The 12645-nt window shown below is 66.2% G+C and carries 11 protein-coding genes and 1 pseudogene; 8 read left to right on the plus strand and 4 right to left on the minus strand.

Annotated elements, in window-relative coordinates; all coding sequences use genetic code 11:
- The first annotated feature begins 23 nt into the window (after positions 1–23).
- Positions 24–1586, plus strand: coding sequence for a glutamine-hydrolyzing GMP synthase (guaA, locus tag AKG11_RS01410; protein ID WP_050742689.1), 1563 nt, complete (start codon positions 24–26; stop codon positions 1584–1586).
- A 141-nt stretch (positions 1587–1727) separates the two neighbouring features.
- Positions 1728–2915 carry a CmlA/FloR family chloramphenicol efflux MFS transporter gene (cml, locus tag AKG11_RS01415; protein ID WP_371260034.1) on the plus strand — a complete coding sequence of 396 codons (1188 nt, stop codon included), beginning with the start codon at positions 1728–1730 and terminating at the stop codon, positions 2913–2915.
- A gap of 39 nt (positions 2916–2954) precedes the next feature.
- Here the strand turns inward: cml and AKG11_RS01420 are convergent, their stop codons facing one another.
- Positions 2955–3515 carry a methylated-DNA--[protein]-cysteine S-methyltransferase gene (locus AKG11_RS01420; protein WP_050742691.1) on the minus strand — a complete coding sequence of 187 codons (561 nt, stop codon included), beginning with the start codon at positions 3513–3515 and terminating at the stop codon, positions 2955–2957.
- Positions 3516–3670: 155 nt separating this feature from the next.
- On the opposite strand from AKG11_RS01420, the pseudogene AKG11_RS01425 reads away from it, so the two are divergent.
- Positions 3671–4728 (plus strand): annotated as a pseudogene (locus AKG11_RS01425) (succinylglutamate desuccinylase/aspartoacylase family protein).
- A 167-nt stretch (positions 4729–4895) separates the two neighbouring features.
- Positions 4896–6356, plus strand: a complete 1461-nt coding sequence (locus AKG11_RS01430) for a phospholipase D-like domain-containing protein (RefSeq protein WP_023513947.1) — start codon at positions 4896–4898, stop codon at positions 6354–6356.
- Here the strand turns inward: AKG11_RS01430 and AKG11_RS01435 are convergent.
- Both AKG11_RS01435 and AKG11_RS01440 read right to left on the minus strand, forming a co-directional pair.
- The gene (locus AKG11_RS01435; RefSeq protein WP_037405651.1) at positions 6328–7152 is read right to left on the minus strand and encodes an endonuclease/exonuclease/phosphatase family protein; all 825 of its coding nucleotides are present in this window, start codon (positions 7150–7152) and stop codon (positions 6328–6330) included. The genes AKG11_RS01430 and AKG11_RS01435 overlap by 29 nt on opposite strands.
- A 110-nt stretch (positions 7153–7262) precedes the next feature.
- Positions 7263–7742, minus strand: coding sequence for an Lrp/AsnC family transcriptional regulator (locus AKG11_RS01440; RefSeq protein WP_050742692.1), 480 nt, complete (start codon positions 7740–7742; stop codon positions 7263–7265).
- A gap of 148 nt (positions 7743–7890) precedes the next feature.
- Between AKG11_RS01440 and AKG11_RS01445 the strand changes: the two genes are divergently transcribed.
- The 3 genes from AKG11_RS01445 to AKG11_RS01455 all read left to right on the plus strand — a co-directional run bounded on the left by AKG11_RS01445 (position 7891) and on the right by AKG11_RS01455 (position 10112).
- The gene (locus tag AKG11_RS01445) at positions 7891–9060 is read left to right on the plus strand and encodes an amino acid aminotransferase (protein WP_050742693.1); all 1170 of its coding nucleotides are present in this window, start codon (positions 7891–7893) and stop codon (positions 9058–9060) included.
- Between the two features lie 7 nt (positions 9061–9067).
- Complete coding sequence (locus AKG11_RS01450) at positions 9068–9688, plus strand: YitT family protein (RefSeq protein ID WP_050742694.1); 621 nt, start codon at positions 9068–9070, stop codon at positions 9686–9688.
- A 79-nt stretch (positions 9689–9767) separates the two neighbouring features.
- Positions 9768–10112: an ArsC family reductase gene (locus AKG11_RS01455; RefSeq protein ID WP_050742819.1), complete on the plus strand. Its 345-nt coding sequence runs from the start codon at positions 9768–9770 to the stop codon at positions 10110–10112.
- A gap of 3 nt (positions 10113–10115) precedes the next feature.
- On the opposite strand, the gene AKG11_RS01460 is transcribed toward AKG11_RS01455, so the two are convergent.
- Complete coding sequence (locus AKG11_RS01460) at positions 10116–11015, minus strand: helix-turn-helix domain-containing protein (RefSeq protein ID WP_050742695.1); 900 nt, start codon at positions 11013–11015, stop codon at positions 10116–10118.
- Between the two features lie 183 nt (positions 11016–11198).
- Between AKG11_RS01460 and AKG11_RS01465 the strand changes: the two genes are divergently transcribed.
- On the plus strand, positions 11199–12425 hold the full coding sequence (locus AKG11_RS01465) for an amino acid ABC transporter substrate-binding protein (protein ID WP_050742820.1): 1227 nt from the start codon (positions 11199–11201) through the stop codon (positions 12423–12425).
- Positions 12426–12645 lie beyond the last annotated feature (220 nt).

Below are 12645 nucleotides of genomic sequence, written 5' to 3' on the forward strand. Positions count from 1 at the left end.
AGGATTTTCATTAAAGGCTCGCCATGACCCAGACAGCTCATCCCGACAGCGTTCTCATCATCGATTTCGGCAGCCAGGTGACCCAGCTCATCGGGCGGCGCGTGCGCGAAGCAGGCGTCTATTGCGAGATCATTCCCTTCCAGTCGGCGGAAGAAGCCTTCCACCGCATGCAGCCGAAGGCGATCATCTTCTCCGGCGGCCCGGCATCGGTCCTCGACCAGGGCAGCCCGCGCGCACCGCAGGTCGTCTTCGATTCGGGCCTGCCGATCCTCGGCATCTGCTATGGCCAGCAGACGCTCGCCACCCAGCTCGGCGGCACCGTCGAGGGCGGGCACGCCCGCGAATTCGGCCGCGCCGATGTCGAGATCCTGAAGTCGAGCCCGCTTTTCGAGGGTTTCTGGGAAGTTGGCCAAAAATATCCGGTCTGGATGAGCCACGGCGACCGCGTCACCGTCGCGCCCGAGGGTTTCGAGATCATCGGCACCTCCGAAAACGCCCCCTTCGCCATCTGCGTCGACGAGGCGAAGCGCTATTACACGACGATGTTCCATCCGGAAGTTGTGCACACGCCCGACGGCGCGAAGCTGCTCTCCAACTTCGTGCACAAGATCGCCGGCATCAAGGGCGACTGGTCGATGTCCGCCTATCGCGCACGAGCCGTCGAGGCAATCCGCGAGCAGGTCGGCGACAAGCGCGTCATCTGCGCGCTTTCGGGCGGCGTCGACAGTTCCGTCGCGGCGCTCCTCATCCATGAGGCCGTCGGCGCGCAGCTCACCTGCATCCTTGTCGACCACGGCCTGATGCGCAAGAACGAGGCGGCCGACGTTGTCGCCATGTTCCGCGAGCACTACAACCTGCACCTCATCCATGTCGATGCGGTTGATCGGTTCGTCGGAGAGCTGGAAGGCGTCTCCGACCCGGAGACCAAGCGCAAGATCATCGGCCGCCTGTTCATCGAAGTGTTCGAGGACGAAGCCAAGAAGCTCGGCGGCGCGGAATTCCTCGCCCAGGGCACGCTTTACCCCGACGTCATCGAAAGCGTCTCCTTCACCGGCGGTCCTTCGGTCACCATCAAGTCGCACCACAATGTCGGCGGCCTGCCCGACCGTATGAACATGAAGCTCGTCGAGCCGCTGCGCGAACTCTTCAAGGACGAGGTGCGCGTGCTCGGCCGCGAACTGGGCCTGCCCGATAGCTTCATCGGCCGCCACCCCTTCCCGGGGCCGGGCCTTGCCATCCGTTGCCCGGGCGGCATCACCCGCGACAAGCTGGAGATCCTGCGCGAAGCCGACGCCATCTATCTCGACGAGATCCGCAAGGCAGGCCTCTACGACAAGATCTGGCAGGCCTTCGCCGTTCTGCTTCCGGTCCAGACCGTCGGTGTGATGGGCGACGGGCGCACCTACGAGTTCGTCTGCGCGCTGCGCGCCGTCACGTCGGTCGACGGCATGACCGCCGATTTCTACCACTACGACATGAACTTCCTCGGCCGCGCCGCCACCCGTATCATCAACGAGGTGCGTGGCATCAACCGTGTCGTCTACGACGTGACGTCGAAGCCGCCGGGCACGATCGAGTGGGAATAGGAGACCGCATGCGGGGATCCAAGACAGCAGTGAAGTAGGCCGCAACGACACCCTGGTTGTTGCGGCGTTCTGCTGACGCATCTTTTTCGACAGCGCAGACGCCGCCGAATGTTTTCATTTAGCGGATGAACAGTCATGCGTATTCAAGATCCACGCCCGTGGACCAAAAGCCTTCCGGCGGCACTCCTGCTGCTGGCCCCCTTCAACATTCTTGCCTCGCTCGGCATGGACATCTACCTGCCGGTGGTGCCCGCCATGCCCGCGATCCTGCACACGACGCCGGAAATGGTGCAGCTGACGTTGACGGTCTACATGATCGTGCTCGGCGTCGGGCAGGTGCTCTTCGGCCCGCTTTCCGACCGGATCGGCCGGCGGCCGGTGCTGATTGCAGGGGCGGCAATCTTCGCTGCGGCCTCCTTCGGCCTTGCGGCAACCACCTCCGCGCCTCTCTTCCTGTCGCTCAGGCTGCTGCAGGCGGTGGGCGCTTCGGCGACGCTGGTGGCGCTCTTCGCCACGATTCGCGACGTCTATGCCGAGCGGCCGGAAAACGCCTTCATCTACGGCCTGATGAACGCCATGCTGGCCTTCGTTCCCGCCCTCGGGCCGATTGCCGGCGCCCTCATCGCGGGTGCCTTCGGCTGGCGGGCACTCTTCGTCACGCTCGGCATTCCCGCCGTGATCATGCTGCTCTGGGCGTTGCCGCAATGGCATGAAACCCGGCCAGCCGCGGCGATGGCACAGGCACGCACCTTCCGCCCCGTGCTGGCAAGCGGCGCCTTCTGGACTTACACGCTCGCCTTCAGCGCCGCCATGGGAACGTTCTTCGTCTTCTTTTCGACGGCGCCGCGTATCCTGATGGATGAGGCCGGGTTTTCCGAGTTCGGCTTCAGCCTGGCCTTTGCCAGCGCGGCGCTGGTGATGATCGCGACGGCCCGGTTTGCGGAGGGTATTGTCGGCCGCTGGGGTATCCCCGGCTGCATGGTGCGCGGCATGACCTTGCTGCTGGCCGGTGCCGGCCTGCTGGCGCTCGGGCAGATGCTGGCGGCACCGTCCTTCTGGACCGTCCTGCCGCCCGTGTGGGTGATGGCCGTCGGTATCGTGCTGACGGCCTCGGTCGCCGCCAATGGTGCGCTCCGAGCCTTTGGCAAGACGGCGGGCACGGCGGTTGCCCTGCATTTCTGCGTCCAGAGCCTGATCACCGGCCTCGCAGGCACCGCCTTCGTCATCCTGCTCGATGGCACGACGGCCTGGCCCCTGGTCGGCTATGCCACCTCAATGGCCACGATCACGCTTGTCGTCCATGCCCGCTTGAAAAACCGGACGGTCTGACGCCTGAAATGAGCACGGGCGAGCGTTGCTGGCCCGTGCTCAGAACCCGAAGGATTGCTGCGCCGGCTCCGGTGGGGCAAAGGAAACCCCTTCGAGCGCCAGCATCTTCAGCTTGGACACCGAACCGCCCGGTGCAGAAAAGCCACCGACCTTGCCGCCCGCGGCAAGAACGCGGTGGCAGGGGATGATGAGCGCGACCGGGTTCTTCGCCATGGCCTGACCGACCTCACGCGCGGCTTCCGGCCCGGCGCCGAGTTCGCGGGCAAGCGCGCCGTAGGTCGTCGTCTCGCCCCAATGCACCCGGCGGGCGGCATCGTAGACCGCCAGGAAGAAATCGCTCTGGCCGGCAAGATCGAGCGGCACGTCGGAAAAATCCGCTTCCTCGCCGGCAAAATAGTGCCGCGCGGCGGCAATCGCCCTGGCGACGGCCGGTGGCGGCTCGGCCGCTTCCGCCTCAGGCAGATGGCGCAGAAGCAAGCGGCGCGTCGTATCCGCATCCTCGCCCGGAAGCTGGAAGCGCACGACGCCGGACGCGGTCCAGGCAATACCACAGGGGCCACCCGCGGTGTCGAAGATCAGATAGTGGGTTTTGCCGGTCATATGCGGCTCCTGTTCCCGTTTGTCACAAGATCGGGCTTTGCCCGACTGCTTTCAACCAGTTTCCTGCGCGACGGCGGGTTTGTCACCGGGGACTTGCGCCCATCTGCGCCAATTCGCATAACCCGTTCCCAAAAGCGAAGCAGCGAGGAGACGACGTGGAACATTCGCAGATCATCATCGGCGGCGATACGGCAGGTATCGAATGGCGCATTCCCGTTTACCGCTTCAAGGGCAACGATGCCGCGGCGCCCTCCGTCTATATCCAGGCCGCCCTGCATGCCAACGAACTGCCGGGCACCGCGCTCCTGCACTTTCTCTTGGAGCGGCTGCGCAAGGCAGAGGAAGACGGGGCGATCCGCGGCGACATCACCGTCATCCCGCAGGCCAATCCGATCGGTCTTGCGCAATCGCATTTCGGCGAGATGGAAGGCCGGTTCGATCTCGGCACGCGCACCAACTTCAACCGTGACTTTCCGCTGGTGGCGCTTGGCGAGCGGGAGACGCTGCTCGAGGATATCGACCGCCGCAGCGCCGTCGACCGCCTGAAGCGTACGCTGCTGCACACCGCGCTCGGCGCGGACCTCGTGCTGGACCTGCACTGCGACGACGAATCCCTGCAATACGCCTATATCGACGAGGCCTTCTGGCCGGAGGCAGCCGATCTCGCGGCGGCGCTCGACATGGCAGCCGTGTTCCTTTCCGATGGCGAGAGCACCGCCTTCGAGGAGGCGGTCGGCTACGCCTTCAAACGCCAGGGCGGAGAAAAGCTGAGCAGCGTGCCCGGCCGCCTCTCGGTGACCGTGGAGCTGCGCGGCAAGCGCGACGTCTATCCCGACATGGCGAAGGCGGATGCGGCTGGCCTGTGGCGCTTCCTTGCCGGCCGCGGCGTCGTCGCCGACCCCACCCATGCAGCGGAAGCCTATGCCGGCTCCGCCGTGCCGCTCGACAATATCGAGATGGTACGGGCACCGGAGCCCGGCACCGTGCTCTTCCACCGCGATATCGGCGAGACGGTAAAAGCCGGCGATCTGCTTGCGACGCTGATCACCCGGCCCGGCGCGCCGGATGGCACGCTGCGGTGACCGCCGGCCACGACGGGCTGATCGCCACCCGCAGCTCCGCCCGCTATGCGCGGCGCGGCGACGACCTGATGAAGATCGCCTGCCACGAGGCGACCCGCAGGAACCGCAAGCCCGGCACGCTGGAGGACTGAACCGCAGGCCCGGAAAGAAACCTGCGAAGGGCGGGTCCCGCCCCTCGCAATCACCTCACCCGAAGCAATATATAGGTGCGAAACCAGCGTGACGCGCAACCGCCGCAAGCGGGTGTGACATCTGCACACGCGAAGATGAAGCCGCCTTGGGATGATCCGCACGCATCATGTTTGAGACGCTCTCCGCCTATTGGCCGCACATCCTCGTCGCCCTGTCGATCGTTCTCGGCGTGCCCGCCGCCATCCACGCCACGATGACGAAGGAAGAGGTACGTGCGGCGATCGGCTGGGTCGGCGTCATCATGCTGTCGCCGGTCGTCGGCCCGCTCATCTACGCCATCGGCGGAGTGAACCGCATCCGGCGCAAGACGCTGAATCTCAGCCGCGAGGGACTGCTTGCCGCCGGCTGGCACCATATGGCGGAATATGACGTTTCCAATGCCTATATGCAGGTGGCTTACGGTCGGGCCCTCGCCGCCATGCAGCACCTTGGCGATACGGTCGGCCGCTGCAAGCTGACATCCGGCAACCGCATCCACCTGCTGTCGACCGGCGACGAGGCCTATGCGGCCATGCTGGCCGCCATCGCCACCGCCGAACGCTCCATCCTGCTCGAAACCTACATCTTCGACCGCGATCCCGCCGGCGAGCGTTTCGTTGCCGCGCTGTCGGGCGCGGTGGCGCGCGGCGTACAGGTGCGCGTGCTGATCGATGCGGTCGGCGCGCGCTATTCGATCCCGTCGATCGTCTCCGATCTGCAGCGGGCGAACGTGCCTGTGGACGTGTTCAACGGCAATATCGTCATGGGCCTGCGGCTGCCCTATGCGAACCTGCGCACCCACCGCAAGATCCTCATCGTCGATGGCAGCGTCGCCTTTACCGGCGGGCTCAACATCCGCGCCGGCTTCTGCGCCGAATTCTCCGGCGAGGCGGCAGCGCTCGACACGCATTTCCGCCTGACCGGCCCCGCCGTCAGCGATCTCTTCCGCATCGCCTACGAGGACTGGCGCTTTTCCGGCGGCGACGAGCTGGCGGGCGAGGCCTGGCAGATCGCCCCGCCGCCGGACGCACCGGAAAGCGGCATGCTCGCCCGCGTCGTGCCGTCAGGCCCGGACAAGAGCCTTGAAACCAACCACCGCATGCTGATGGGCGCGCTCTCCATCGCCAAGCGGCACATCCGCATCATGTCGCCCTATTTCCTGCCGGACCGCGAGCTGATCAGCGCGATCGTCACGGCGGCGCGGCGCGGTGTGGAAATCGACATCGTCGTGCCATCGGCCAACAACCTGAAGCTCGTCGATCTCGCCATGACGGCGCAATTCGACCAGATGCTGAAACACGGCTGCCGAATCTGGCGGGCCTCCGGCGCGTTCAACCATTCCAAGCTCACGGTCATCGACGGCGCCTGGTCCTATATCGGCTCGTCGAACATCGACCCGCGCTCGCTGCGGCTGAATTTCGAGGTGGATATCGAGGTGATCGATGCGGACTTCGCCGATCTCATCGGCCAGCGTATCGCCGCCGCTCTGTCAGAAGCCGAGGAGGTCAAGCTCGATGAGCTCCGGGCGCGTCCCTTCGCCCAGCGCCTCGTCGAGCGCATCACATGGCTTGGCTCACCCTATCTGTAGGGTCGAACGAGCGCTCCCAGACGACCTTGAGGTCGATATGCGCCTTGATCGGGAGGTGATCGGACGCAACGCGCGCAAGCGGTGTGTCGTGCACCTCGACGGACGTGACGAGATCGTGCGGATGGCCGAGCGCGCGGTCGAGCGCGAGGACCGGAAAACGGGAAGGAAAGCTCGGCACCGCGCCGGACGCGGGGTCGAAGGTCGGCTGCAGGCGCGAGAGCGAGGACCTACGGCCGATGCGCCATTCATTCAGGTCGCCGACGAGCAGGGTTGGCATCTCCTCCTCCTCTGCGACGGACGCGAGGATCGCCATGGCCTGCTGCTCGCGCGAGCGTTTCAGGAGACCGAAATGGGCGGCGACCAACCGCAGCTTGCCCACCGGCAGGTCGAGCGTCACGACCAGCGCACCGCGTGGCTCGACGCCCGGCAGCTTCAGTTGACGCACCCCGCCAACGGCGCCCTTGCGGATCAGGATCATGTTGCCGTGCCAGCCATGGCCGGTCGACGACAGCGCCGTGATCGGCACCGGAAGGAGACCACAGTCCCGTTCGAGGACATCGAGATTGAGCAGGCCGGAGCGCTCACCAAAACGCTTGTCCGCCTCCTGGATGGCAATGATGTCGGCGTCGATCTCGGCGATCACGCTTGCCGTGCGCTCCGGATCGAAGCGCCGATCGACGCCCACGCACTTGTGCACGTTGTAGGACGCGATCACGGTATCGCCGGGGCGATTGTTTTCCGGCGGCCGATGGCCGCGGCGGTTGCGGATGGCCGACAGCAATGCGGTCGACATCATCTTGTCGTTCAGTTTCTTGTCCACGTGTCCTTCCTTGTGGCGCCTCCATCATATGGGCGCTTTGCCCCGATCGGCAACCTTTCACGACCAAGAAGGTTCCGTGAAAATGGCTAGGGAAGCGCACTCACCTGCATTTTCGGGCTGTCGAGCAGGATGGTCGAACGCAGCGTCTTGATCTCGCCGATCCGCTCGAACTCGCTCCAAAGCAGCCGACGATAGTCGGCGACGTCCTTCACGGCGATCTTCAGGAGGAAATCGAAATCGCCGGCGACCGTGTGGCACTCCACCACTTCAGGCATGCGCCGCACGAGATCGATGAAGCGCTCGCCGACGCGCGGGGCCGTGCGCTCCAGCGTCACCTCCAGAAAGGCCTGAAAACCGATGCCGGCGGCGCGCGGATCGACGATCACCGTGTGGCGGATGACGCCGCTCGCCTCCAGCCGCGCCAGCCGTCGCGACAGCGGGGCCGGCGAGAGGCCGACCCTCTCGGCGAGCTGGTTGTTGGAGAGCCCCGCATCCTCGACGAGCAGGCGGATGATGCGCCGATCCGTCTGGTCCAGCGTCAGCTCATCGTCCGGCTTCCTGCCCATGTCGCGCTCCACGCAAAAACCTGCACCAATCTAGCAGCGGAAAGCAAGAAGACAAAAGCTTCTTGCGCTTTCACCGCAATATCATGGTCGATTTTGCGGTAGCTTTGGCCTACACCGCTTGCAGACCCACCGCACAAGGAACCCGGCCATGTTCGACGCCCTCACCCGCCAGCCCGACGACCCGTTGCTTGCCCTGATCGGCCTTTTCCGGGCGGACGAGCGCGCCGGCAAGGTGGACCTCGGCGTCGGCGTTTATCGCGACGAAACGGGTGCGACGCCGATCTTCCGTGCGGTGAAGGCGGCGGAGCGGCGCCTCGTCGAGACGCAGCCGACCAAGGCCTATGTCGGCCCGGAGGGCGATCCGGTCTTCCTGGAGCGCCTGTGGGCACTGACGACGGGCGAAGCCGGCCGCGGCCGCGCCACCGCCGCGCTCCAGACGCCGGGCGGGTCCGGCGCGCTGCGCCTTGCCGCCGACCTGATGGCCCGCATGGGCGTCAAGGGCATCTGGCTCGGCCTGCCGAGCTGGCCGAACCATGCCAGCATCTTCAAGGCGGCGGGCCTCGAGGTCGTCACCTATCCCTTCTTCGACATCCCCTCGCAGACGGTGCTCTTCGACCGTATGATGGAGGCGCTTTCGGGCGCCGCGCCGGGCGATGCGGTGCTGCTGCATGCCAGCTGCCACAACCCGACGGGCGCCAATCTTTCCGCGGAACAGTGGCGCGCCGTCTCCGAGCTCATCGCCGCACGCGGCCTGCTGCCGCTCGTCGACATCGCCTATCAGGGCTATGGCCGCGGCCTTGACGAGGATGCCGCCGGGCTGCGCACGCTGCTTGCCGCCGTGCCGGAAGCGCTGGTCGCAGTCTCCTGCTCGAAGTCCTTCGGCCTCTACCGCGAGCGCACCGGGGCGATCTATGCCGCCTGCGGCAGCGCGGAGACGGCGCTGTCCGTGCGCACCAACCTCGCGGCCCTCGCCCGCACCAGCTATTCCATGCCGCCGGACCACGGCGCGGCCATCGTCGCGACAATCCTCGGCGACGACGCGCTGAAGGCCGACTGGATGGCGGAAATCGAGACCATGCGGCTGCGCATCACCGCGATCCGCGAACGCCTCGCTGCCGGCCTCTCCGGCCGCTGGCAGGTGCTGACGGCCGTCCGCGAGCAGGAGGGCATGTTCTCCCTGCTGCCGCTGGAGGAGGCGGACGTCCTGAAGCTGCGCGCCGAACACGCGATCTACATGCCAACCTCCGGCCGCATCAACATTGCCGGCCTCAAATCGGCCGAAGTCGATGCGGTGATCGAGAAGTTCCTGAGCCTCTGAGGAAACGATGTCTGTCGAAACAGCAGCCCGGCCCGAGCGCCATTCCGCCTACGAGGATGCCATCGCCATCGTCGTCGGCACGATGTTCATGGCGCTCGGCGTGGTGATTTATACCAAGGCCGTGCTGCTCGCCGGCAGCACGGCGGGCCTCGCCCTGCTCCTGCAATATGCCAGCGGGGTCGGCTTCTGGTGGCTGTTCTTCGCCATCAACCTGCCCTTCTATGTCCTTGCGGTCAAAAAGCTCGGCTGGGCCTTCACGCTGCGCACCTTCGCGGCCGTCACGCTCGTCTCGATCTTTACCCGGCTAACTTCCGACCTCATTTCCTTCTCCCACCTCGACCCGCTCTATGCGGCCGTCATGGGCGGAGCGCTGTCCGGAACAGGCCTGCTCATCCTCTTCCGCCACCGCACCGGCCTCGGCGGCATCAATGTGCTGGCGATCTATCTGCAGGACCGTTTCGGCATCCGGGCCGGCTACTTCCAGCTCGCCGTGGATCTCGCCATCCTTGCCGCGGCGGTCTTCGTGATTCCGCTTGATCGCCTTGCGCTTTCCGTGCTCGGCGCCGTCGTCGTCAACATGACGCTCGCCATCAACCATCGTCCGGGCCGCTATCTCGGAGTGACGTGACGTCCGGACGCAAAACCGCTGCGCGGTTTTGCCGGAATCGCCCTATGAAGGCGGCGACCATCAAACGAAGGAGACCGGCGTGACCGTCACGATCTACGGCATCAAGAACTGCGACACGATGAAGAAGGCCCGGACCTGGCTCGACACCAAGGGCGTCGCCTATCGCTTCCACGACTACAAGGCGGAAGGCATCGATGCCGCGAGCCTGACGCGCTTCGTCGATGCGCTCGGCTGGGAGACGGTGCTGAACCGTGCCGGCACCACCTTCCGCGCCCTGCCAGATGCCGACAAGCAGGCCCTTGACGCCGGGAAGGCGATCGCACTCATGCTCGCCCAGCCCTCGATGATCAAGCGCCCCATGCTCGACCGCGACGGCGCCGTGACAGCGGGCTTCAAGCCGAAAATCTACGAAACCTTGTTCTGAGATCTACGGCCAGGCGGCATAGGAGGTTTCCGCGCGCACCTGCCGGCTGGCAAGCCCCGCCCGCCGGGCGCGCGGCGAGACCCCGGCCAGTCGCTTGAAGAACCGGCTGAAATAGGCCGCATCGCGAAAGCCGAGCGCTTCGGCGACCTCGGCGATCTGCAGGCTCGACCCATCGAGCAGCATCTCCGCCTCCATCATCAGCCGGGCATGGATCAGCTCCATCGGCGAACGCCCCGTGGCGCGCCGCACCGCCGTGTTCAGCCGGTCCGGCGTCACGCCCAGGACGGCGGCATAGTCGGCCAGCGACCATTGCTCGCGCATATGCAGCTCCACGAGGTGCAGGAAGCTGCGCACGGTGGCGCGCGGCGAGGGTTTCGGTTTTTCCGTCGCCGGATTGGCGCGGCGCCAGATGGCGATCAGCAAGAGGGCAAGGTGATGACGCACCACCTCCTGCATGCCCGCCGCGTTCTCGCGCAGCTCCGCCTCGATCGTCTCCACCGTCTGGAGCATCTTTCTCGCATCCGCCAGCGCCAGCTTGGCGCCGAGGATCGGCCGGGCGATGGCGTCGCGCACCTCGGCGAAGATCGCCCCCGTCGGCATGGCGGGGCCGAGCGCCAGCTCCGGGATCGCCAGCGCCGCCCCCTCCGCGCCGGCATCGAAGAGCACCGTGCCGCGCTCGCCGGCCGGCGCCCAGACGATGGAAGGGCCGGAAAGCCCGAGATCCGCCGGACCGAGCGACACCCGCCCGCTGCCGGAGAGGAGCAGGAAGACGCGGTTGCGCCCGCCGCGGAAGGTCCAGCCGGACTGCGACAGCGCACCACGGAAGAGCCGCGCCTCCGTCGGCAGCGGCGGCGTGTTGCCGGCGGCGCGATGCTGCGGCGCAAGAGCATCCTGGAAGGGCATGGCGACGGTCTCCTTGCCGTGAAAAGTACAAGTATCTCTTGTAAAAGTCTATTCCGCCCCGCCCCGCGTCCGGCTAACCTTTCATCCGTCAAGAGGCGACAGAAGGCCCGGAGGAGAATGCGGCCGCTGCCCGCCTTGGCGCGACGCCTGCCGGAAGAGCAGGCCTTTTGGGAGGAATCGACGATGAAATCTCTGCAACGCAGGCACGTCCTGCGCGTGATGGCGGCTGCCTCCGCCCTCCTGGCGACGGGCATCGCGCCGAGCGCGCTGGCACAGGACCGCAGCTCGGTGAAGATCGGCTACGCCATTTCCAAGACCGGCCCCAATGCCGGCGGCGCCGGCATCACGACGCTGCCGAACTACCAGCTCTGGGTGAAGGACGTGAGCGACGCCGGCGGACTCGAACTGCCCGACGGCAAGAAACTGCCGATCGAGGTGATCGAATATGACGACCGGTCCACCTCGGAAGAGCTGGTACGCGCCGTCGAACGCCTGGCGACGCAGGACGAGGCGGACTTCATCCTCGCGCCCTGGGGCACCGGCTTCAACCTTGCCGCCGCGCCGCTCTTCGACCGCTACGGCTACCCGCAACTCGCCGTCTCCTCCGTTACCGACAAGGCGCCGGATTTCGTCAAGCGCTGGAAGAAGAGCTTCTGGATGCTCGGCGGCGGCCACGACTATGCCGGCGCGCTCGCCGGCCTCATCAAGAGGGCCGTCACCGACGGCACGCTCAACAACAAGGTCGCCATGGTCTCGGTCGCCGACGGCTTCGGCATCGATCTCGTGAACGCCGCACGGCCGGCCTTCGCGGAAGCCGGCATCGAACTCGTCTACGACAAGACCTATCCGGTCGGCACGTCGGACTTTTCGCCGATGATCAACGAGGCGAAGGCGAGCGGCGCCGACAGCTTCGTCGCCTTCTCCTATCCGCCGGATACGTTCGCGCTGACCCAGCAGTCGCAGGTCGCCGATTTCAATCCGAAGCTGCTCTATCTCGGCGTCGGCACGGGCTTTCCGGTCTATGGCAAGAACAACGGCGACAATGCCACCGGCATCATGAGCCTGGGCGGCATCGATCCGGCGAACGAGGCGAATGCCGCCTATCGCAAGCGCCACGAGGAGGTGACCGGCCAAGGTCCCGACTATTGGGGCAGCGTCATCACCTATGCCTCGCTGCAGATGCTGCAGGAGGCGATCAAGCGCAAGGGCCTCGACCGCGAGGCCGTGTCCGCGGAGCTGTCGACCGGTACATTCCAGACCGTGCTCGGCGAGACGAAGATGGAAGACAACCAGCTTCGCACGCTCTGGTGGACCGGCCAGTGGCAGAACGGCCAGTTCGTCGGCATCGCCCCCGCAGACCGTACCGGCGCCAGCCAGCCGATCCTGCCGCGGCAGGCGTGGAAGAAGTAGCGGCCTTCGTCACGCGGGATCGAAGGGCGCTTTGGCGGACCGGCGCTTTCCCTCGCTCATGACCGGAACGGGCGCGACTGCCCCTCACCCCGGCCCTCTCCCCGCAAGCGGGGAGAGGGGGATGGCAACGGTATAGCCAGGTTTCCTTCCCCCCGTTCACGGGGAGAAGGTGGCCGGCAGGCCGGATGAGGGGCATTCTGCCATCGACTGAAAACGGCGC

Source organism: Shinella sp. SUS2 (assembly GCF_001262505.1).
In the GTDB taxonomy this organism is placed as follows: Bacteria; Pseudomonadota; Alphaproteobacteria; order Rhizobiales; family Rhizobiaceae; genus Shinella.